The sequence below is a fragment of the Agrobacterium sp. CG160-95 genome, assembly GCF_053521725.1.
Genome location: NZ_JBNWDU010000001.1, coordinates 191,614 through 213,905, shown reverse-complemented (window position 1 = coordinate 213,905; position 22,292 = coordinate 191,614). Strand labels below are relative to the sequence as shown.

The window sequence follows — 22,292 nt, the reverse complement described above, 5'->3', positions numbered from 1 at the left end:
GAAGCTGCGGCCGATAACCGGTCAGTCGGCAGCGGGCGTTGCGTCCATGCTCGGCCGACCCGCGCGGAAACGCTGAATGAACGCATAGAGTGCCGGATTGGATTTGATCAGGCTCTTTGTCCGGGCAATGGCAACGTAGGCCGAGGCTGCCGCGCGGCCCTTCAACGTCACCGGCAGGAAAATATCATGCTGCACGGTGAAAAGCGGACACCAGCTACGCTTGTAGGGCTGGTCACCGACGCCGAAATCGAAGATCGCCGCATTTTCACTGCAAGCCCGTTCAATCATCAGCCAGAACAGCAGCTCACCGGGGCTGATTTCCGCGAAGGTCTCATCGATAGAACCGAACTGGCAGATAATGTGATCCTGCTTGCGCGAAAGGCCGGATATGGCAGCGATGAAACCTTCATTTTGACCATGCAGACGAATGGCGTGTAGTTCCAGAAGACTGTCTGTGCCGATCTCCGGAAAATTTGCGAGGTCATAGAAAAAGTCTTTTACCGATTGGTCGCGAAAAACATCCGGAATGCCCTGCGATGCGAACCGGGCTGCCTTCTGCCGGAAAAACGTCTGCAATAATTCGCACTTTTCCCGTGGCGAACGGGCGATCACATGGCTGTAACCACCCATTTCCTCGGCTCTCCGGCTCTGGATGCGGAATTTCTTCCGGCGCCTCTTGGCGTTGATCTGCCGAAGCGTGCTCTCAAAATTTGCCAGTAAGGGAATCTGGAAGGCCGGGTTCTGGTTTTCGACTGATGCCAGATGCGAGAGCGGGTTGGCCCTGCCACGCCAGATCAGCGGTATGTTCTGCAAGGCCAGAATATCCGCCTGGCCACGCAGCAGCTTTCGCGCTTCGCGGGCAATGGCTGCCGCCGTTTTGTGGTTGGCTGCTTCGGCGAAGGACCGGTCGAAAAGCCCGGTATTGATATTGTTGAAACGGCCGCCGGGAAAACGTGCCTTGCGGATGCCGCCTTCCAGAACGATTTCGAGCGGCAGCAGGAACACGGTCTTTCCGCTTTGCCTGCCGCGAATGATGAGGAGGGGTCTGTCCTGCGTTTGCGCCCAGATGGAGCACCAGCCGTAACCCTGATGCAGCGAATTGAGCGGGTCGCTCTCCAGCTGTTCCCAGTCGGCGCGGATAGTGGAGGCATCGTCGACGAGATCGATAGCCAGGCGATCGGCGCCCCGCCGCTCGTTTTGCACGGCGGCTGGTCCTTCACCCTCGCTGACTATGACCGGCGCTTCAGCCGCCATCCACGCTCTCCGGTTGTTTCGGTGAGACTATATCGTTGAGCGGCAAACAAGAGGTTTATAAAATTGCGACCTCTGGATGTCCCGTAGAAGGCAGGTGCCTATTCCTGTTTTTTGGAGCCGGCCATCCATTTGATGACCAGCATGGCGGGCAGTATCCACAAAAGCCCACTCAGCACGAAGTAGGCAAGATGCACCCACCATGGAGATTGCGCCAGCGTCGCCGACGCGATGGCCGTCGCCGCTACGGCGTAGATGACGACGAGGCAGATGATGACGATGGTTCCGATGAGCGATCTGAGGCGAGGGTGCATGAAATCTTCCGTAACCGAGCATGTATCCCAAAAGTGTCATCGGTTTTGGGGAAAAGACATGCGTAAAACAAAAAATCTAGATCGTCGTGGTGATTCGAAGCAGAGACAGGACGATCTAGCGTCTGGCGAAACTATACCGCCGCGACCGGATGCCGCAAACCCTGAGGCCTTGTTTTGTGGTGCCGGTTGGGGCTAATCAACATGACTGTATGATGGAGACCTCAAAGATGCATTCGAGCGGCATGACGATGGCAAATGGTTCTGCGGAAATGGTGGTGGAGGCTGCCCTGCAGAAACAGGAGAAGGATCGCCGCCTGCTGCGCATCTGGCTGCGCGTCGTTCTCTTCACGCTTTTCTGTCTCGTGCTTGTCGGCGGCGCCACGCGGCTGACCGAATCTGGCCTGTCAATTACCGAATGGAAGCCCATCCACGGCGCCATCCCGCCGCTTTCCGTTGCCGAATGGGAAGAGGAATTCCAGCTCTACAAGCGTATTCCCCAATATCAGGAAATCAATCGGGGCATGTCGCTCGATGAGTTCAAGACGATTTTCTGGTGGGAGTGGGCGCATCGACTGCTTGCCCGCGCCATCGGCCTCATCTTCGCCCTGCCGCTAGCCTTCTTCTGGCTGACCGGCCGCATCGAAAGGCGCTTGCGCCTGCCGCTCATCGGCCTTCTGGGGCTTGGCGGCTTTCAGGGCTTCGTCGGCTGGTGGATGGTGTCTTCCGGCCTCGTCAACCGTACGGATGTCTCGCAATATCGCCTGGCAACGCATCTGACGATCGCGTGCCTCATCTTTGCGGGCTGCATGTGGATATTGCGCGGCCTGTCGCACCATTCGCCCGATGCTGCCAATGAAACGACCGGCCGCCGTTTTGCCGCGCTGCTGACCTTCCTCTGTCTGTTCCAGATTTATCTCGGCGCGCTGGTGGCGGGTCTGAATGCCGGCCTGTCCTACAACACGTGGCCGCTGATGGACGGCTCCCTGGTGCCCGGCGATCTTTTCCTGCAACAGCCCTGGTGGATCAACTTGTTCGAAAACCCGAAGACGGTGCAGTTCGTCCACCGCCTCGGCGCCTATACGCTGTTTGCCGCCACGCTGTGGCATATGGTGTCCTTGGCTCGCGCCTTGCCCGGCACGCCGCATGCCCGCCGCGCCGTACTGTTCTTCGTGTTGATCTCCATTCAGGCGGCGCTTGGCATTACCACGCTTCTGATGCATGTGGATATTCATGTGGCGCTCGCCCATCAGGGCATGGCGCTGCTTGTGCTTGGTTTTGCAGTCGCCCATTGGCGCGGCTTCCTCGGCGAATACCCGGCACCTGTCGCGGTTGAGATCAGGGACTGAAAACCCTTAAAATTGCTTCAGGACAGACTTGATGGTTGTCGCGACGGCCAGTTCGTCGTCGCGTTCGCGCGTGTTGCCATCTTCCTCGTGCCAGGCCGCCGAAAGGCAACCGTAGGCGAAGGCATATTGCAGAAGCACCCGTTCGTCCCGTTTGAGCGCTTTCGCAAAAATCGACGCCATGGAGGCGATGCGTGCCTCGCTGCGTGTCAGATCGAAGCGGTCTAGCGGATTGGAGAACATGTTGGCGACGTCGAGTGCTTCATCGCCGATCAGGCCTGCCGGGTCGATGATGATCCAGCCACGCGCACTGCGCATGATGTTTTCGTGGTGCAGATCGCCGTGCAGCGGTCGAATATTGCTTTGGTGCCCGATAAGCTCCTCGGCAAGCGAAGCGGCTTCGATGTAGGGGCTGTCGGTGCCTTCGCTGCGATCGTGCTCGGCTTTACGGAACAGACTTTCGAAATATTGCGGCAGCGTCAGCAGGCTGGCTGGTGGCGTCTGCGTTGAAGGCTGGTGATAGTGAAGGAGAACATCGGCGGCGATTGCGGTCGTGGCATCATCGTCGCCGTCGCGGAAAAGCACGTCGCGCAACGTCTCATTGCCGGCATGTTCCATGAGCAATATGTCGTCGGAGCGATCGAGCAGCTTCACGCAGCCGACACCTGCCCGCCATTCGATGAAATCCGCCCCGCGAAGGCTGTCTTTCAGAACCTTGTGTTTAAGTACCTTGGCGATGGCAAGGGAACCATTGCCAAGTCTGACTTCGTAAACCACCCCGGCAGGCGTATCGGCAATCTGTTTTGCGGCCTCGATATTCCACGAGGCCGGAAAAAAGGGGATAGCTCGGCTCACGCAGAAAGCCTCATGCCGAGAGCATCAGCTCCATGTTCTGGACAGCCGCACCCGATGCGCCCTTGCCGAGATTGTCGAGCAGCGCGACGAGATTGATGTGTTCGCCGCCCGGCGTGCCGAAGACGAACAGCTTCATCGTGTCCTTGCCCGCCAGTTCCTCGGCATCGATGCGGGACAGCCCCTTGCTTTCGGCAAGCGGAACGACGCTGACGATGTCCTGTCCGGCATAATGGGCGGTGAGCGCGGCATGCACGGTCTCGATAGTCGCGCCGTCCTTGAGGTCGGCGGCAAACAGCGGAACCTGCACGATCATGCCCTGCGGGAAGCGCCCGACGGAGGGTGCAAACAGCGGCGCGCGGTCCAGCTGGCCGTGAATGGTCATTTCCGGCACGTGCTTGTGTGCAAGCGTCAGGCCATAGAGGAAGTTGTTGGCACTGATCGCATCGTCCCTGCTCTGATCTTCCATCTGCGCGATCATCTGCTTGCCGCCGCCGGTATATCCGGACACGGCGTTGACGCTGACGGGATAACCATCGGGCAGAATGCCGGCGGCGCGCAACGGACGCAGAAGGCCGATCGCGCCGGTCGGATAGCAGCCCGGATTGGCGACGAAGCGGGCGGAACGAACCTTTTCGCCCTGTTCCTTGTCCATTTCGGCAAAACCGTAAGCCCAGTCCTTATGGATACGATAGGCGGTCGAGGTGTCGATGATGCGAACATTGTTGTTGCCTGCCACCATGGTGACAGCTTCTCTGGAAGCATCATCCGGCAGGCAGAGAATCGAAATGTCGGCGTTGTTGAGCATGTCCTCGCGGATAGCGGCGTTGCGGCGCTCGGCTTCGGGAATGGACAGCAACTCGATATCGCGGCGACCAGCAAGGCGCGTGCGGATCTGCAGACCCGTTGTGCCGTGTTCGCCATCGATGAAGATCTTCGCTGTCATGTCCTTGTCCTGACTTTTCAGAGGGTTGCGAGTGTAATCGGATTCAGTTTGCTAAGCGCCCGGGCGTCGGTTCAGCCGGCCTTCGCCAGCCGTTCGGCGCGCAGGCCAAGCATATACATTGCAACGGTCGCTCCGGCAATGGCAGTGATATCAGCATGGTCGTAAGCGGGCGCGACCTCCACCACATCGGAGCCGCGAATATCGAGCTGGCCGAGTCCGCGAAGCACGGACAATATCTTGGCGCTTGTCGGCCCACCGGCCACAGGCGTACCGGTTCCGGGCGCGAAGGCTGGATCGAGGCAATCGATATCGAAGGTCAGATAGGTGGGCATGCCTGCCGTGTGCTTGATGATCAGCGAGGCGATGTCGCTCGCCCGCATCTCCTCCACCTCGTAACCGTGGAGAATGCGGATGCCGAAATCCTCAGGCGCATGGGTGCGAATGCCGATCTGGATGGAACGATCGGCATCGATCAGACCATCGCGCACGGCGCGGGCCACGAAGGAACCATGGTCAATGCGTTTGCCGTCGTCGAACCAAGTATCCTGATGCGCATCGAAATGCACCAGCGCCAGCGGGCCGTGCTTTGCCACATGCGCCTTCAGCAGCGGCCAGGTGATGAAATGGTCGCCGCCAAGCGTCAGCAGATAATCCGTCTTGGAGATGATCTTGCGCGCTTCCTTTTCGATTGTATCAGGCGTTTTCCAGTGATTGCCGTAGTCGAGCAGGCAGTCGCCATAATCGATGGTCGGCATATGGGCGAAAAGATCGCGGGCGAAGGGATATTGCGGGTCGTTGTCGAAAATCGCGGAGGCGCGGCGGATCGCCTGCGGCCCGAAGCGTGCACCCGGCCTGTTGGATGTCGCCGCATCGAAGGGGACACCCCAGACGGCCGTCGATACGCCCTTGAGGATCTTGGTATATTTGCGCCGCATGAAGGAGAGGACGCCCGCATGGGTCGGGTCGGTCGCAGCCGATGTCAGCGTTGCTGCGGTGAAGGCATGGTCTATGGTTTTTGATGGCATTGATCACCCCATTGCGGTTCGCGCAGAGGGTGCTGTCTTCTCGCCGAAAAAACAAGGAGGATGGCAATGAAAAAAGGCGGAGCCGAAGCCCCGCCTTTTCGAAGTTTTGAACGAACGGTTCCGAGAAGCGATTAGCGCTTGGAGAACTGGAACGAACGGCGGGCCTTGGCCTTACCGTACTTCTTACGTTCGACAACGCGGCTGTCGCGGGTCAGGAAGCCACCCTTCTTCAGAACGGCGCGCAGGCCCGGTTCGAAGTAGGTGAGGGCCTTGGACAGACCGTGACGAACGGCACCGGCCTGACCGGACAGACCACCACCGGCAACGGTAGCGATGATGTCGAACTGGCCCGTGCGTGCAACGGCAACGATCGGCTGCTGAAGGATCATCTGCAGAACCGGACGTGCGAAATACGTGGTGAAATCGCGGCCGTTGATGATGATCTTGCCAGAACCCGGCTTTACCCATACGCGGGCAACGGCGTTCTTGCGCTTGCCGGTCGCGTAGGAGCGGCCGAGAGTGTCAACCTTGCGGACGTGCACGGGAGCAGAAGCTTCCGATGCAGGGGCGAGGTCTTTCAGAGAGGAAAGATCGGCCATTATCAGGCGCTCCTTACGTTCTTCTTGTTGAGCACGGCTACGTCGAGAACGACGGGCTGCTGTGCTTCGTGCGGGTGGTTCGAGCCGGCGTAAACGCGCAGGTTCTTCATCTGACGACGGCCGAGCGGGCCGCGCGGGATCATGCGCTCGACGGCCTTTTCAACGACGCGCTCCGGGAAGCGACCTTCGATGATCTGGCGAGCCGTACGCTCCTTGATGCCACCCGGGTGACCGGTGTGCCAGTAGTACTTCTTGTCGGAGTACTTGTTGCCGGTGAAGGCAATCTTTTCCGCGTTGATGACGATGACGTTGTCGCCATCATCGACGTGGGGGGTGTAGGTGGCCTTGTGCTTGCCGCGCAGGCGGGTTGCAATGATGGTGGCGAGGCGACCAACAACGAGGCCTTCGGCGTCGATGATGACCCACTTCTTCTCCACCTCAGCAGGCTTCTGAACGAAAGTAGACATGGATTTCACTTTCTAACGTGGACCCGTCATCCTCTTTTAAAGTAAGAGCATACGGGCGTTTCTTGTTGCTTGGTTTGGTCACCCGAAGGCGACCGCAAATGACCATATTCCCTTTGGAATCCGATCTGGCGCGCTTATACGGTGTGCTGGATGAAGCGTCAATATGACGGATTTTGCTGACTGTAAAAATAAATCAATAAAAACAATGGTTTATTTATGTGGTATTATTTTACCCCATAGATTTACCTGTTTCATCCCAGCCGCATGACCAGAACACCCGCTGCGATGATGCCGCCAGCGAGATAACGCCAGACGCTGGCGCGTTCTTTGAGGATGACGACGGAGATCACCAGCGCAAACAGAATTGAGGTTTCGCGCAGCGCCGCGACGACGGCGACGGGGGCCTTGGTCATGGCGTAGAGCGCCAGCCCGTAGGAGAGGATGGAGCCGCCGCCGCCGATCAGGCCGCGCCACCAGTTTCGCCGCACATGCTGCGTAACGGCGCTTACGCCGCGCTGGTAAAAGGCGAAACCAAAGAGGAGGACGGGCGGCAGAAGCGACATCCACAGCGTATAGGAAATCGCATTGCCGGAAAGCCTTGCGCCGACACCATCAACGAAGGTGTAGGAGGCAATCACGAAGGCGTTGATGAGCGCGACAATGATCGCCTTTCCGCCGCCGCGCCGCGCCTCGAAGGCAAGCGTCAGGATGCCGCCGGAAATGATGGCAATCCCGGCAAGCGCAAGCGGGCTTAAAATCTCGCCGAGGAAAAGGCTGCTCGTCGCTGCGACGATCAGCGGCACCACGCCACGCATGACGGGATAGACGAGGCCGATATCGCCGATCGTATAGGCGGCGGCGACTAGGCGGAAATAGGCAAATTGCAGAACGGCCGAGGCGATGAGAAAGGGAATGGCCACCGGCGCAGGAAACGGCAGGAAGGGCAGGAAGGGTAAAGAACAAGCTGCGGCGCCCGCCGCGATCAGCGAGGCGTCCAGCGACTTGTCGGATCCGGATTTTACCAGCGCATTCCATCCGGCATGCAATATCGCGCCCAGAAGCACCAGAATTAGAATGTCAAATGTCACGATAGAGACTCGCTCATGGGCTATTCCAGGCAACCTACAGCATCGGCTTGAAAACCGGAATCCATTTTCCGTGATGGCTGTGGGAGACGCAAATCCTCCTGTCGTAAGCGGTTGCTTCTTTGCAGATTATGACGCGTGTCAAGTTTCGGGTTTGTGCGTGTTGCGGGATGGAGTGGGTAACTGTGCGAGAGGCGATATGCGGCCGTGCTCACGATTTCATCAGCAGGACATACGCGCCGATGCCGGATGCACAGCTTATGGTTTTGCTGTGGAACGTGTTTTTTGCAAAAATGCGACCGATTGCGGCGATTATTCCTGCTCAAAATTGCCCATATCCAGAAGATAAAACTGTATCAATCAAGCGAGCACATGCAGGCTCAAAATGAAAAGAAGTTTCAATTCATTACTGAATGGCTCGCTACAACGTTACAGTTTTACCTATAACTTGATTTACAGAATAACTTTCTGAAAATTAGATACGCCTAATGCATCGGTGAACGGAATGAAAACAAACAGGAGACGAAGGGCGCATAAGATGCACGCAAATGTTGTTTCAGCAAATATTCATCGAAATGTATGCTTTTGAAAAACTGGATAAAAATACTCAGCACAACGCCGCTTAAGGTGTTTTTGTGAAATCATTTTGCGCAAACTAGGTGTACTTTCGTGACACCACGAGTCCGGCTTGTTCAATATTTTCATTCGGGCAGGGGTTCAAGAGAAGGATGAGGGTTCCTAGATTTAGGAAAGCGGCCGCAAAAAAGCGGTGCGAAAAGCTCGTCCGCGGATTTATGCGGGAGAGGCAATTCTCGCTGGGCCATTGAGCGTCGAGCCGGCGCATGAGGTCCTTGAACCGCGCGATATGGCAGAGGGAAAAGTTGACATGCAGCATGATACCTATGAACCGGATTACCTCAGAAAAATTCTGACGGATGTCAGGACCATCGCCCTGCTTGGCGCCTCTCCCAATCCGGATCGGCCGAGCCACGGCGTCATGCGCTTTCTGCTGTCCAAGGGTTACCGCGTGTTTCCGGTCAATCCCGGTCAGGCGGGCAAGGAGATATTGGGGCAGAAAGTGTATGCGCGGCTTGCCGACATTCCGGAACCCGTTGATATGGTCGATATGTTCCGGGCGCCGGAATATTTGTCGGCAATTGTCGAAGAGGCGATATTGCTGCCGCAGCGGCCATCGGTGATCTGGGGCCAGCTGTCGGTCAGAGACGACAATGCGGCGGCCAAGGCCGAGGCCTACGGCATGAACGTGGTGATGGACCGTTGCCCCGCAATTGAGTATCCGCGTCTCAATATTGTGCGATAGTTGGTACGGATTGGACTTATCATTTGGCGGCAAGGCATTATGATCCCTCCAAAATATCATTGGAGGAAACATCATGCCGAGCAGCAATCCCGGGTTCTCAACGTTGGCCGTGCACGCGGGCGCACAGCCCGATCCGACCACCGGTGCGCGCGCGACGCCGATCTACCAGACAACGGCCTATGCCTTCCGTGACGCCGATCACGCAGCCGCGCTGTTCGGATTAAAAGAGTTCGGCAATATCTACACGCGCATCATGAACCCAACCCAGGCGGTTCTGGAGGAGCGTGTCGCAGCGCTTGAAGGCGGCACGGCGGCACTTGCCGTTGCATCCGGTCACGCCGCGCAATTGCTGGTTTTCCACACATTGCTGCAACACGGCGACAATTTCGTCGCGGCACGCCAACTTTATGGCGGCTCCATCAATCAGTTCGGCCACGCCTTCAAGGGTTTCGACTGGCAGGTGCGCTGGGCCGATGCGGCTGATCCGGCCACTTTCGAACGGCAGATCGACGACCGCACACGCGCCATCTTCATCGAAAGCCTCGCCAACCCGGGCGGCACATTCGTGGATATCGCCGCGATTGCAGATGTCGCCCATCGTCACGGCCTGCCGCTCATCGTCGATAACACCATGGCAAGCCCCTATTTGTTGCGGCCGCTGGAACATGGCGCGGATATCGTATTGCATTCGTTGACGAAATTCCTCGGCGGCCATGGCAATTCCATGGGTGGCATCATCGTCGATGGCGGCACTTTCGACTGGTCGGCCACGGATAAATATCCGTCGCTGTCGCAGCCCCGCCCAGAATATTCCGGCGTCGTGCTGCACCAGACCTTCGGCAATTTCGCCTTCGCGATTGCCTGCCGCGTTCTTGGCTTACGCGATCTCGGCCCTGCGATCTCGCCCTTCAATGCCTTCCTCATCCTCACGGGCATAGAGACCCTGCCGCTGCGCGTTCAGCGCCACTCCGATAATGCGCTGGCCGTCGCCAAATGGCTGAAAGCGCACCCCAAGGTGGGCTGGGTGCATTATGCCGGGCTGGAGGACAGCGACAACTACGCAATCCAGCAGCATTATTCGCCAAAGGGCGCTGGTTCCGTCTTCACCTTCGGCATCAAGGGCGGTTATGCCGCCGGCAAGGCGCTGGTGGAAGGTCTGCAACTCTTCTCCCATCTCGCCAATATCGGCGATACACGCTCTCTCGTCATCCACCCGGCTTCCACGACACATGCGCAGCTGACACCGGAACAGCAGACGGCGGCGGGTGCCGGACCGGATGTGGTGCGCCTCTCGATCGGCATCGAGGATGTCAAGGACATCATCGCCGATCTCGAACAATCGCTTGCGAAGCTCTGAGAGACCGGGGTCGTCATGACGAATTTTCTCGCATTCGAAGATACACGAACCGCTACGGCCGGTGATGTCGAGGCGGAGGTGGAGCACAGTGCACCCGCACCGGAAAGGCTGATTTCCGGCGACCCCAAATTCACCACGTGGAATCTGGAGGAAGCGCCCGGTGGCATCTATGCCGGCATCTGGCAGTCGACACCCGGCAAATGGCGGGTGGTCTATGACGAATGGGAATATTTCAACATTCTCGAGGGTCACTCGATCCTGGCGGAGGATGGCGGATCCCCGCGCGACCTGAAACCGGGCGACAGGCTGGTCCTGCGGCCGGGCTTCAAGGGAACCTGGGAGGTCGTCGAAACGACCCGCAAGGATTATGTCATCCGGTTGTAGGGGCCGGATGATTTCTATTGGTCCATCGCCGGGATAAAGGTTGTTCCCGGCGTGGCTGTCACCAGCTGAGATCGAGCCGTTCCAGACCATGGAAGTGATAGACGTCCTTGACCCTGGGTGGCTCGGCAATCTTCAGTCCCGGCAGTCGCTTGAAAAGCAGAGGCAAGGCTAGGTTCAGCTCCAGCCTTGCCAGCGGCGCGCCAATGCAGAAATGGATGCCGGCGCCGAAGGAGACGTTGGCGCCTTCGTTTCGGTCCGGCCTGAATGCCAGGGGATCGGAAAACTTGGCCGGATCGAGATTGGCGGCCGCCAGAATGAGGCTGACCTTGTCGCCGCGTTTGAATTCCACGCCATCGATCTCGACCGGCTCCAGAACCCAGCGCTGGAAAATATGGACGGGCGCGCAGATACGCAGCGTTTCTTCCACCGTGCGTTCCGTTGCCGTCTCGTCGTGGAAAAGTGTGTCGGGCGAGATGCCGCTTTCCAGAATGATGCGCACGGAATTGCCGATCTGGTGCACCGTCGCCTCGTGCCCGGCGTTCAACAGAACGATGGTGGTCGAGATCAGCTCGTCGTCGGTCAGATACTGGCCCTTGTGCTCCGTATGGATCATGTGGCTCAGCAGATCGTCTTTCGGCTCCGCCCGGCGCTCCGCGATCACACTGCGCACATAGTCTGAAAACTCATGTGCGGCCCTGTCGGCCAGAAGCTCGTCCTCGGGCGTGCGCTTGAACATGTACATGCCGACATAGGCATGTGACCATTTCAAAAGCTGCGGTCCCATTTCCTCGGGAATGCCGATCATGCGCGCGATCATCGTGACCGGGATGATATCGGCATAGGAAGAAAGCAGTTCCGTCTCGCCGTTTCTTTCGAAGGCGTCGATCAGCCGGTTGGCGAGTTCCTCTATTTCTGGCTTCATCTTGTCGACATGCCGCGAAACGAAAGCGCGGTTGATGAGGGTGCGCAGCCGTGTGTGTTCCGGCGGCTCCAGCTCCAGAAGCGAGTGCTGCTCTGCGGCGTCGAAATGCTTCACATGCTCGAGCGGCTCTGCCAGACCGATCTCCTCGCGGCTCGCAACATGCAGGATCTGCCGTCCGAACCGGCGGTCGCGCAGGAGGGCGCTGACATGGTCGTATTCGGTGAAAAACCACTGCCGCTGCTCTTCCCAATAGAAAGTGGGACATTGGGCATGCAGGGCAGCATAAACCGGGTTCGGATCGTTGTAGAAAGCCGGATTGCGGGCATCGAGTGAAACACGACGCGTGGCGGGATCGATTTTGAGAAAGGGAAATGTCGCTGTCATGTCCATGGTTTATTCCGCGCGCCGCACTTTGGGAAGGGCGTGAAAATGCCGTTTCGTGTGTTTATCCGCATGTCACTGTGCGGTTACTTTGTCACCGGTTGGCGATGGCCGCTATCCGGTTCAGCGCCGCAACCTGCCGGTTGGCATTGTTGTCCATCGGGTTTTCGTCCCGGTCCGGAGAGGGGACGACAACATTGGCTGAATTGACGTGGATCACGGTGCGGTTGCGGCCGGCCTTCTTGGCCGCGTAAAGCGCGCGGTCGGCCTCCGTCATCATCACGCTCAGATCCGCATCCTTGATCATGGCTTCGGATATGCCGACGCTGGTCGTGACCTCGATGTTTTCGCCGCGTGCGCTGATCTTCGAAAGGCGCAGGTTGCTGCGGATGGCTTCCGCAAGCGTCACGGTGCTGGAGGGGCTTTCCACTTCGGCGACGAGCGCGAATTCTTCGCCGCCCATCCTGACGAACAGGCCGCGCTTACCGATGACCCGCTGCGCCATATTGCAAAAATGCACAAGCACCGCGTCTCCCGACTGATGGCCGTATTTGTCGTTGATCTTCTTGAAATGGTCGATGTCAAACAGCGCCAGCGCTACGTAACGGCTGGAGCCGGGCGACCTTTTTTTGATGTGTTCGAACTCTTCAAGCAGCCCTCGCCGGTTGAGGACGCCGGTCAGGTGGTCGGTCATGGCCAGCCGGTGTAGGCGGGTTTCCGTGTCTTCCATGATGATCTTGGCGCTCATCATGACGATGATGGTAAAGCCGAGAATGCCTGAAAAGGCGAGCGCTGCCGTCAGCGGAATGGCGTTGGGGGCGGCGGCGTTGACGGGAATGACGATGGACGCCACGAGCGCCCCGCAAAATGCCTGCAGGATGAAGGTGGCCGCCAGCACCTTGCGGCTGAATGACGCGCGTGCCTTGCTGGCCAGAAGAATGCCGGCCAGCATGAAATAACCGGTGGCGGCACAGATGTGATAGAGCAGGATGCGCGGGACCATGTTTTCGCGTACGGGGCCGATCAGCATGCCCGCCACCCATAACAGCGGCGGAATGGCGATCCAGCCGGCGGTCTTGCGCTGTTCGAAGGACAGGAGACCGGCGAGCCAGAAACTGAAGGCCGAAAGGGCAAGCGTATTGCCGACTTCGATCGACAGGAAGTTGGGAATATCGCCGCGCAGCGCCACCATCACCGTGCCGGCGCTCGTTGCGGCAAAACCGGCGGCGAAATAGATATTGTGCCGGCGGGCAGGGCGGTGCAGCCACAGGGTTCCCAGCAGCAGGGCAAGGGTCAGCGTTTCCGACGCCCAAAGCAGCATGCCCGTCTTTGCATCCAGCATTGCAAAATCCTATCTGCGCTATCATGCCGTAAAAGCGGTTCGCGGCACGATGTGCGCAATGCCCGCCGAATTGGTGGAGATGCCATTTCGCCTCAAAAGAGGCTCCCGCCCCCTGACGGGAAACCGGAAATTCGCGGGCGTAGTATCAGCCGCAAATACCTAACGAGTTCTTGCCAGTGAGAAGTTATATCTGGGCAACACACCGGTTTTTGCGTTTGCGGTTTGCTCCTGTTAAAAAATAATGCGGGCGACAGAGAATGGTTCGGTTGGCATCGGCTTGTCCATAGCCGTTACCCCGCGGGTGGAAAACGCCCGTAAACGCTGTTGAGCCGTTAAGGATATGCGGCTTCGTGTCTTGAAGTACCGGGCAGGGACACTCTATGTAGGGAGAACGAAGGTTAGAAGTGATTCCGGAGCGGTTTTCCGCGAAGGGCAGAGTTTGACAAAGGACGGACATGAAAAATCCAGTTGATACCGCCATGGCTCTGGTGCCGATGGTCGTAGAGCAGACCAATCGCGGCGAACGCTCCTATGACATATTTTCCCGTCTTCTCAAGGAACGCATCATTTTCCTCACCGGACCGGTGGAAGACCAGATGGCCTCGCTCGTCTGCGCGCAGCTGCTTTTCCTCGAGGCTGAAAACCCGAAGAAGGAAATCGCGCTCTACATCAATTCGCCGGGTGGCGTCGTGACCGCCGGCATGGCGATCTACGATACGATGCAGTTCATCCGCCCTGCCGTTTCGACGCTTTGCGTCGGCCAGGCCGCATCCATGGGCTCGCTGCTTCTGGCTGCTGGCGAAAAGGGAATGCGTTTCGCAACTCCGAACGCCCGCATCATGGTGCATCAGCCCTCCGGCGGCTTCCAGGGGCAGGCTTCGGATATCGAGCGTCACGCCCGCGACATCATCAAAATGAAGCGTCGCCTTAATGAAGTCTACGTGAAGCACACCGGCCGTACGCTGGAAGAGGTTGAAAAAACCCTTGATCGCGACCACTTCATGGATGCCGACGAGGCCAAGGAATGGGGTGTGATCGACAAGATCCTCACCTCGCGCCAGGAAATGGAAGGCGCCGCCGCGAATTAAGGCGCGACGCTTTTTGACGGTTGTTTAACCCCGCAAAGTAATTTCGGGGCTTTCAACCGCAACAGAAAGCGATATTAGTATATATAAAGGCTGTGTTGAATTTTTATGACGTGGCCTTTGGTTTGATGGGGAATTCGTTGCAGCCGGTTGTCAGCTCATGTATCTGATACCGGTTAGTACCCCGGGAAACGAGGCGGATACGGCGATGCACCCAAGGGCGGCCGTATCGGCGGGCGGTAAGTTGACCGCGATCCGTTTGGCGGACCTGCGGCGTGCTGGAAGGAAAGTGATATGAGCAAAGTCAGCGGCAGCAACGGCGGCGACTCTAAGAATACACTCTATTGTTCATTCTGCGGCAAGAGCCAGCACGAAGTCCGGAAACTCATTGCCGGACCGACGGTATTCATCTGCGATGAATGCGTCGAATTGTGCATGGACATCATCCGCGAGGAGAACAAGACGTCGATGGTGAAGTCGCGCGAGGGTGTTCCCACCCCGCAGGACATCATCAAGATCCTCGACGAATACGTCATCGGCCAGAAGCAGGCGAAAAAGATCCTGTCGGTGGCCGTTCACAACCATTACAAGCGCCTCGCGCACGCCTCCAAGAATGGCGATGTCGAGCTTGCGAAGTCGAACATCATGCTCGTCGGTCCGACGGGTTGCGGCAAGACCTATCTTGCCCAGACGCTCGCCCGCATCATCGACGTTCCCTTCACAATGGCGGACGCAACGACGCTGACCGAAGCCGGTTATGTCGGCGAGGACGTGGAAAACATTATCCTGAAGCTGTTGCAGGCTGCGGATTACAATGTCGAGCGCGCCCAACGCGGCATCGTCTATATCGACGAAGTCGACAAGATTTCCCGCAAGTCGGATAACCCGTCCATCACGCGTGACGTGTCGGGCGAGGGCGTTCAGCAGGCGCTTCTGAAGATCATGGAAGGCACGGTCGCTTCCGTTCCGCCGCAGGGCGGCCGTAAGCATCCGCAGCAGGAATTCCTGCAGGTGGATACGACCAACATTCTCTTCATCTGCGGCGGCGCGTTTGCCGGCCTGGACAAGATCATCTCGGCCAGGGGCGAAAAGACCTCGATTGGCTTCGGTGCGACCGTCAAGGCGGAAGACGATCGCCGCGTTGGCGAGGTGCTGCGCGAACTGGAGCCGGAAGATCTGGTGAAATTCGGTCTTATTCCGGAATTCATCGGCCGTCTGCCGGTTCTGGCGACGCTGGAGGACCTTGATGAGGATGCGCTGATCCAGATCCTGTCCGAGCCGAAGAACGCGCTGGTCAAGCAGTATCAGCGTCTGTTCGAGATGGAAGATGTGGAACTGACCTTCCACGAGGACGCTTTGCGCGAGATTGCCCGCCGGGCGATTACCCGCAAGACGGGTGCCCGCGGTCTGCGCTCGATCATGGAAAAGATCCTTCTGGATACCATGTTCGAACTGCCGACGCTGGAAGGCGTGCGCGAAGTGGTGATCTCCAACGATGTCGTCAGCGGCATCGCTCGCCCGCTCTACATCTATGCGGATCGTCAGGAAGAAAAGGCCAATGTTTCGGCTTGATTGACCGATCCGACGCTTTGATGAATTCAAAAGGCCCGCACTCGTGCGGGCCTTTTCTGTTGTGGCAGGTGCGAAACTTGCCGCTAACTTGGAGTAACCCGATTTTGCGTTTGGAGCGGATTGCGCTTTGCTGATAAAGTCTTAAAACTGATTTGCAGCGCGATATGACGGAAATGTGAATTACCGTCGGCGACCCGGTTCCTGATCCTGTGGGATAACCGGAAATGTCGGGAGTAATAGCCGGCGCTGTATTTGTTTGAATTTTACGGCCGTGCCGTTGCGCGGGGTCGTCTCTTCCGGTGACTTGAAATCGGCGTTCCGAAACTCCACTTTCAGTCTCGAGAAATGAATATGCCGGACGCCCCAAGACGTCAGGCAAAGTGTCCTGAAAGGGACCATGAAAGGAAATGATATGACGAACATCACGTCTGCGGCATCCGGCGGTATCTATCCGGTACTTCCCCTGCGCGACATTGTCGTTTTCCCGCATATGATCGTTCCCCTGTTCGTCGGGCGGGAAAAATCCATTCGCGCTCTCGAAGAGGTCATGGGCTCGGACAAGCAGATCATGCTTGTTACCCAGATCAACGCCAGCGATGACGATCCGTCCCCGGAAGCCATCCACAAGGTCGGCACGGTCGCTAACGTTCTCCAGCTGCTGAAGCTGCCCGACGGCACCGTGAAGGTGCTTGTGGAAGGCAAGGGTCGCGCCCAGATCGAGGCCTATACAGACCGCGAGGATTTCTACGAAGCGTCTGCGACGCCGCTGCAGGAGCCTGCGGAAGACCCGGTTGAGATCGAGGCGCTGTCGCGTTCCGTTGTTTCGGAGTTCGAGAGCTATGTGAAGCTCAACAAGAAGATTTCGCCCGAGGTTGTCGGCGCTGCCGGCCAGATCGACGATTATTCGAAGCTGGCCGACACTGTTGCGTCGCACCTGTCGATCAAGATCACCGAAAAGCAGGAAATGCTGGAAACCGTCAGCGTGAAGCAGCGGCTTGAAAAAGCGCTCGGCTTCATGGAAGGCGAAATTTCCGTGCTTCAGGTCGAGAAGCGTATCCGCTCGCGCGTCAAGCGCCAGATGGAGAAGACGCAGCGCGAATATTATCTGAACGAACAGATGAAGGCGATCCAGAAGGAGCTCGGCGACGGCGAGGATGGCCGTGACGAGATGGCCGAACTGGAAGAGCGCATTGCCAAGACCAAGCTTTCCAAGGAGGCCAAGGATAAGGCCGAGGCGGAAATGAAGAAGCTTCGCCAGATGAGCCCGATGTCTGCGGAAGCGACTGTCGTGCGCAACTATCTGGACTGGCTGCTCAGCCTGCCCTGGGGCAAGAAGTCGAAGGTCAAGGTTGATCTCAACAGCGCCGAGGCGGTCCTCGATCAGGATCATTTCGGTCTGGACAAAGTCAAGGAACGCATCGTTGAATATCTGGCCGTGCAGGCTCGCGCTTCGAAGATCCGTGGCCCGATCCTGTGCCTCGTCGGTCCTCCCGGCGTCGGCAAGACTTCGCTCGCCAAGTCGATCGCCAAGGCGACCGGCCGCGAATATGTGCGTATGGCGCTGGGTGGTGTGCGTGATGAGGCGGAAATCCGCGGTCATCGCCGTACCTATATCGGCTCCATGCCGGGCAAGATCGTTCAGTCGATGAAGAAGGCCAAGAAGTCCAATCCGCTCTTCCTGCTCGACGAGATCGACAAGATGGGCATGGATTTCCGTGGCGATCCGTCTTCCGCACTGCTGGAGGTGCTCGATCCGGAACAGAACTCCACCTTCATGGACCACTATCTTGAAGTGGAATACGACCTGTCCGACGTGATGTTCGTGACCACGGCCAACACGCTGAATATTCCAGGTCCCCTGATGGACCGTATGGAAGTGATCCGCATCGCCGGTTACACGGAGGACGAAAAGCGCGAAATCGCCAAGCGTCACCTGCTGCCGAAGGCGATCAAGGAACATGCCCTGCGTCCGGAAGAGTTCTCGGTGAGCGACGACGCTCTGATGATCGTGATCCAGCAGTACACCCGCGAGGCGGGCGTGCGCAGCTTCGAGCGCGAGTTGATGAAGCTTGCGCGAAAGGCCGTGACCGAGATCATCAAGGGCAAGGTCAAGTCCGTGGAAGTCACCGCAGCCAATGTCCCGGATTATCTGGGCGTTCCGCGGTTCCGCCACGGCGAGGCCGAGCGTGAGGATCAGGTTGGTGTCGTCACCGGTCTGGCATGGACGGAAGTCGGCGGTGAGTTGCTCACCATCGAAGGCGTGATGATGCCGGGCAAGGGCCGCATGACGGTCACCGGCAACCTCAAGGAAGTGATGAAGGAATCCATTTCGGCAGCGGCATCCTATGTCCGCTCGCGCGCCGTGGACTTCGGCATCGAACCGCCGCGTTTCGACAAGAGCGACATCCACGTTCACGTTCCGGAAGGGGCTACCCCGAAGGATGGACCGTCTGCCGGTGTCGCCATGGCAACCGCCATCGTCTCCATCATGACCGGTATCCCGGTCTCCAAGGATGTGGCGATGACGGGCGAGATCACACTTCGTGGTCGCGTGCTGCCAATCGGCGGCCTGAAGGAAAAGCTGCTTGCGGCGCTTCGCGGCGGCATCAAGAAGGTGCTCATCCCGGAAGAAAACGCCAAGGACCTGGCGGATATTCCTGATAATGTGAAGAACGAGATGGAGATCATCCCGGTTTCTCGCATGGGTGAGGTCATCAAGCACGCGCTGCTTCGCATGCCCGAGCCAATCGAGTGGGACGGCAGCATCGAAACGCCTGTTATCGCAACTGTCGACGGTGTCGACGAGGGCGGACAGACGATCGCACATTGATTGCCAAGTGGTTGTGAAAGCCAGAATCGGTTTTCGCGACACCTGTGCGTAGATTCAATGTGTTAGATGCCGAAAGGCGCGATGCTTCTTTGATGCTCGCAGAACTGGTGCGAAATTGGCACGTTTAAGGGAAAGGCCGGCAGAAATGTCGGCCTTTTTTGTGAAAAACCCCGCAGACCCCTTGTTTTTCAGGCGATTCCAGCGCTTTTGAGTTGCTGCGCGCGGATACAGACGTATTCTGCGCCGGCTTAATTTGAGTCGTTTCAAACCATTGAAAGGGGTGGAAACATGAACAAGAACGAGCTCGTCTCTGCTGTTGCCGAAAAGGCTGGTCTCACGAAGGCAGATGCTGCTTCCGCTGTTGATGCCGTATTCGAAACCGTACAGAACGAACTGAAGAGCGGTGGCGACATCCGTCTCGCTGGCTTCGGCAGCTTCTCCGTAAGCCGTCGTGAAGCCTCCAAGGGTCGTAACCCTTCCACGGGTGCTGAAGTCGATATCCCGGCTCGCAACGTACCGAAGTTTTCCGCAGGCAAGGGCCTGAAGGACGCCGTCAACTCGTAAGGTTTCCGAAAGGCCGTGACGTCCGGCGGCGGGCGGGCGGCTTTTCAGGTTCACGAGGAAACATGTTTTGACGCCCTGACGCCATCATGCCGGCACGTAAACCGGGCGGCTTTTCGAAATGATTTTTCGGATAGCCCTTTTTTCGAACCGGCAAGATGTACTTGAAAGTAGGAGAGCGCGCCTGTGTAGCATCCATCCGGTCACACGGCGCTCCGATACGCGGAATGTGCGCACGAACAGGAAAGCCCGGCCTTCATGGTCGGGCTTTTTGATTCCTCCGGCAGGAAATGTCATGCCGCTGTCATGTCTCTGACGCAGAAGCCATAGGGTGTTTTTTTGGATCCAAGGGGGATTTATAATGGCGTTCCGACTTTCGCAGATGGCTTTGACTGCTGCTCTGCTCACGTCCGCGGCCTTTCCGGCTGCTGCCGAGCCGGTTTTCAACCGCATCGCATCTTTCCCGGTCGTAAAGAACCTGCCAGCGGACAAGGACGCGAAGGCCGTCACTTCAGCTGAAATCGTGACCGCCAGCGAAGACGGTAAGACGCTGATCTATTCGGACAGCCCGCTTGGCGGCATTGGTTTCGTTGACATCACCGACGCCAAGGCACCCAAGGCTGGCGGCGCGTTGCTGCTGGAAGGCGAACCGACCTCGGTTGCCGTTGCTGGCGCCAAGGTTCTGGCCGGTGTCAACACGTCCGAAAACCGCGCCAAGCCGTCCGGCAAGCTCGTGACGGTCGATATCGCCACCAAGAAGATTGAAGCGAGCTGCGATCTCGGCGGCCAGCCAGATTCTGTCGCAATTTCCCCGGACAAGACCTTCGCCGCTATCGCGATCGAAAACGAACGCGATGAAGAGGTGAACGAAGGCGCCCTGCCACAGATGCCGGCCGGTTATCTGGTGACGGTCGGTCTGAAGAACGGTGTTGCTGACTGCGCGACGCTGAAGAAGATCGACGTGACCGGCCTTGCCGAAATCTCCCCGGAAGATCCGGAGCCGGAATTCGTCTCGATCAATGCCAATGGCGAGATCGCGCTCACGCTGCAGGAAAACAACCACATCGTCATCATCGACGGCAAGACCGGTACGGTAAAGACGCATTTCTCCGCCGGCACGGTTGATCTGGAAGGCGTCGACACGAAGACGGACGGCCAGATCAAGTTCACCGACAAGCAGGAAGGCCGCAAGCGTGAGCCAGATGCCGTGAAGTGGCTGGACAATGACCGCATCGTCATCGCCAATGAGGGTGACTGGCAGGGCGGCGCGCGCGGCTTCACCATTTTCGACAAGACCGGCAAGCTTCTTTATGAAGCCGGTGCCACCCTTGAGCACGCTGCCGCCAGCATCGGCCACTATCCGGAAAAGCGCTCCAAGGCCAAGGGCATCGAGCCGGAAGGTCTGGAGGCGGCAACCTTCGATGGCCAGAAGTACTTTTTCGTTCTTGCCGAGCGCGCGTCTCTCGCTGCGGTCTACAAGGATACGGGCGGCACACCGGAACTGGTCCAGCTTCTGCCGTCGGGCATTTCGCCTGAAGGCGCCGTCGCCATTCCGTCGCGCAATCTTCTCGTCACTGCCAACGAAGCCGATCTCGTCGAAGATGGCGGCGCTCGCTCGCATGTCATGATTTATGAACGCGCAGAAGGCCAGATTGCCTACCCGCAGCTCGCTTCCGCCACCGTTGATGGCGCACCGATCGGCTGGGGCGCTCTCTCCGGTCTGGTGGGCGATGCTGAAAAGCCTGGCATCCTCTATGCCGTGTCCGACTCGGTCTATGGCAACCAGCCGTCGATCTACACCATCGACGCAACGAAGAAGCCTGCCACCATCACCAGCGCCCTGCGCATCAAGCGCGACGGTATCGCAGCCCAGAAACTCGACATCGAAGGCATTACGCTTGACGGTAAGGGCGGCTTCTGGCTGGCCTCGGAAGGTGACAGTGCCAAGCTAGTGCCCCACGCACTCTACAATGTCAGCGCCAAGGGCGAGATCAAGGCTGAGATCGCTCTGCCAAAGGAACTGCTGGCTGGCGAAACCCGCTTCGGTTTCGAAGGTGTGACCATGATCGGCAAGGGCGACGACGCGACGCTGTGGATGGCCGTACAGCGCGAATGGGGCACGGACGAGAAGGGTTTCGTCAAGCTCGTCTCCTACAATCCGAAGTCCAAGGAATGGGGCGCCGTGCGTTACCCGCTCGACAAGACCGAGGCAGGCTGGGTCGGCCTTTCTGAAATCACCGCACAGGGCGACTATGTCTATATCGTCGAGCGCGACAATCAGGTCGGTGACAAGGCAAAGATCAAGAAGCTTTACCGCGTCGCGATCGCTGACCTGAAGCCGGGCAAGATCGGTGGCGAACTGCCGCTGGTGGCCAAGCAGGAAGCACATGATTTCCTGCCGGACCTCAAGGCCCAGACGAATGGCTATACCGTTGACAAGCTGGAAGGCTTCACCTTCGACAAGGCAGGAACGGCCTATGTCGTCACTGACAACGACGGCGTCGACGGATCTTCCGGCGAAACGCTGTTCTTTACCGTCGATCTGAAGGCGATCAACTGATCGGTCCGAATAGAATCGCAAATGAGAAAAGCCGGGCATAGCCCGGCTTTTTTGTGCGGCGGAAGAAACCCCGATCTGGGAATGCCGATTCCCCA

The 22,292-nt window shown here is 58.1% G+C and carries 20 protein-coding genes; 10 read left to right on the top strand and 10 right to left on the bottom strand.

The window, feature by feature from the left end; all coding sequences use genetic code 11:
* Positions 1 to 21 precede the first annotated feature (21 nt).
* Complete coding sequence (gene uppA / locus ACQZ63_RS01050) at positions 22 to 1,254, bottom strand: polysaccharide biosynthesis GNAT family N-acetyltransferase UppA (RefSeq protein ID WP_111783135.1); 1,233 nt, start codon at positions 1,252 to 1,254, stop codon at positions 22 to 24.
* Between the two features lie 98 nt (positions 1,255 to 1,352).
* On the bottom strand, positions 1,353 to 1,565 hold the full coding sequence (locus tag ACQZ63_RS01045) for a DUF2842 domain-containing protein (protein WP_003512618.1): 213 nt from the start codon (positions 1,563 to 1,565) through the stop codon (positions 1,353 to 1,355).
* Between the two features lie 227 nt (positions 1,566 to 1,792).
* Between ACQZ63_RS01045 and ACQZ63_RS01040 the strand changes: the two genes are divergently transcribed.
* Positions 1,793 to 2,911, top strand: coding sequence for a COX15/CtaA family protein (locus tag ACQZ63_RS01040; protein ID WP_003512619.1), 1,119 nt, complete (start codon positions 1,793 to 1,795; stop codon positions 2,909 to 2,911).
* A gap of 6 nt (positions 2,912 to 2,917) precedes the next feature.
* On the opposite strand, the gene ACQZ63_RS01035 is transcribed toward ACQZ63_RS01040, so the two are convergent.
* From ACQZ63_RS01035 to ACQZ63_RS01010, 6 genes are all read right to left on the bottom strand, one after another.
* Entirely contained in the window at positions 2,918 to 3,763 is an 846-nt protein-coding gene (locus tag ACQZ63_RS01035) for an aminoglycoside phosphotransferase family protein (RefSeq protein ID WP_112752845.1), read from the bottom strand.
* A 10-nt stretch (positions 3,764 to 3,773) separates the two neighbouring features.
* On the bottom strand, positions 3,774 to 4,706 hold the full coding sequence (argC, locus tag ACQZ63_RS01030; RefSeq protein WP_019565461.1) for an N-acetyl-gamma-glutamyl-phosphate reductase: 933 nt from the start codon (positions 4,704 to 4,706) through the stop codon (positions 3,774 to 3,776).
* A 71-nt stretch (positions 4,707 to 4,777) separates the two neighbouring features.
* A complete protein-coding gene (gene speB / locus ACQZ63_RS01025; RefSeq protein ID WP_003512629.1) occupies positions 4,778 to 5,731 on the bottom strand; it encodes an agmatinase in 954 nt (317 codons plus the stop codon).
* A gap of 131 nt (positions 5,732 to 5,862) precedes the next feature.
* The gene (gene rpsI, locus ACQZ63_RS01020) at positions 5,863 to 6,330 is read right to left on the bottom strand and encodes a 30S ribosomal protein S9 (RefSeq protein WP_003512631.1); all 468 of its coding nucleotides are present in this window, start codon (positions 6,328 to 6,330) and stop codon (positions 5,863 to 5,865) included.
* Positions 6,331 to 6,332: 2 nt separating this feature from the next.
* Complete coding sequence (gene rplM / locus ACQZ63_RS01015) at positions 6,333 to 6,797, bottom strand: 50S ribosomal protein L13 (RefSeq protein ID WP_038490710.1); 465 nt, start codon at positions 6,795 to 6,797, stop codon at positions 6,333 to 6,335.
* A gap of 251 nt (positions 6,798 to 7,048) precedes the next feature.
* The gene (locus ACQZ63_RS01010) at positions 7,049 to 7,885 is read right to left on the bottom strand and encodes an EamA family transporter (RefSeq protein WP_113555860.1); all 837 of its coding nucleotides are present in this window, start codon (positions 7,883 to 7,885) and stop codon (positions 7,049 to 7,051) included.
* A gap of 239 nt (positions 7,886 to 8,124) precedes the next feature.
* On the opposite strand from ACQZ63_RS01010, the gene ACQZ63_RS01005 reads away from it, so the two are divergent.
* From ACQZ63_RS01005 to ACQZ63_RS00990, 4 genes are all read left to right on the top strand, one after another.
* On the top strand, positions 8,125 to 8,271 hold the full coding sequence (locus tag ACQZ63_RS01005; RefSeq protein WP_162163069.1) for a hypothetical protein: 147 nt from the start codon (positions 8,125 to 8,127) through the stop codon (positions 8,269 to 8,271).
* A gap of 497 nt (positions 8,272 to 8,768) precedes the next feature.
* Positions 8,769 to 9,203, top strand: a complete 435-nt coding sequence (locus ACQZ63_RS01000; RefSeq protein ID WP_113555859.1) for a CoA-binding protein — start codon at positions 8,769 to 8,771, stop codon at positions 9,201 to 9,203.
* A gap of 73 nt (positions 9,204 to 9,276) precedes the next feature.
* The gene (locus ACQZ63_RS00995; RefSeq protein WP_003512640.1) at positions 9,277 to 10,560 is read left to right on the top strand and encodes an O-acetylhomoserine aminocarboxypropyltransferase; all 1,284 of its coding nucleotides are present in this window, start codon (positions 9,277 to 9,279) and stop codon (positions 10,558 to 10,560) included.
* Positions 10,561 to 10,575: 15 nt separating this feature from the next.
* The gene (locus ACQZ63_RS00990) at positions 10,576 to 10,944 is read left to right on the top strand and encodes a cupin domain-containing protein (RefSeq protein ID WP_113555858.1); all 369 of its coding nucleotides are present in this window, start codon (positions 10,576 to 10,578) and stop codon (positions 10,942 to 10,944) included.
* Between the two features lie 58 nt (positions 10,945 to 11,002).
* Here ACQZ63_RS00990 and ACQZ63_RS00985 read toward each other — a convergent pair whose 3' ends face one another.
* Complete coding sequence (locus ACQZ63_RS00985) at positions 11,003 to 12,256, bottom strand: cytochrome P450 (protein WP_065704705.1); 1,254 nt, start codon at positions 12,254 to 12,256, stop codon at positions 11,003 to 11,005.
* Between the two features lie 85 nt (positions 12,257 to 12,341).
* Entirely contained in the window at positions 12,342 to 13,589 is a 1,248-nt protein-coding gene (locus ACQZ63_RS00980) for a GGDEF domain-containing protein (protein WP_113157627.1), read from the bottom strand.
* Positions 13,590 to 14,044: 455 nt separating this feature from the next.
* Between ACQZ63_RS00980 and clpP the strand changes: the two genes are divergently transcribed.
* From clpP to ACQZ63_RS00955, 5 genes are all read left to right on the top strand, one after another.
* Positions 14,045 to 14,677 carry an ATP-dependent Clp endopeptidase proteolytic subunit ClpP gene (clpP, locus tag ACQZ63_RS00975; RefSeq protein ID WP_111789280.1) on the top strand — a complete coding sequence of 211 codons (633 nt, stop codon included), beginning with the start codon at positions 14,045 to 14,047 and terminating at the stop codon, positions 14,675 to 14,677.
* A gap of 291 nt (positions 14,678 to 14,968) precedes the next feature.
* Positions 14,969 to 16,246 carry an ATP-dependent Clp protease ATP-binding subunit ClpX gene (gene clpX, locus ACQZ63_RS00970; RefSeq protein ID WP_003512644.1) on the top strand — a complete coding sequence of 426 codons (1,278 nt, stop codon included), beginning with the start codon at positions 14,969 to 14,971 and terminating at the stop codon, positions 16,244 to 16,246.
* Between the two features lie 412 nt (positions 16,247 to 16,658).
* The gene (gene lon, locus ACQZ63_RS00965) at positions 16,659 to 19,076 is read left to right on the top strand and encodes an endopeptidase La (protein ID WP_003512645.1); all 2,418 of its coding nucleotides are present in this window, start codon (positions 16,659 to 16,661) and stop codon (positions 19,074 to 19,076) included.
* 270 nt (positions 19,077 to 19,346) lie between these two features.
* The gene (gene hupB, locus ACQZ63_RS00960) at positions 19,347 to 19,640 is read left to right on the top strand and encodes a DNA-binding protein HupB (RefSeq protein WP_267884607.1); all 294 of its coding nucleotides are present in this window, start codon (positions 19,347 to 19,349) and stop codon (positions 19,638 to 19,640) included.
* A gap of 358 nt (positions 19,641 to 19,998) precedes the next feature.
* A complete protein-coding gene (locus ACQZ63_RS00955; RefSeq protein WP_003512647.1) occupies positions 19,999 to 22,197 on the top strand; it encodes an esterase-like activity of phytase family protein in 2,199 nt (732 codons plus the stop codon).
* The last annotated feature ends 95 nt before the right edge of the window (positions 22,198 to 22,292 follow it).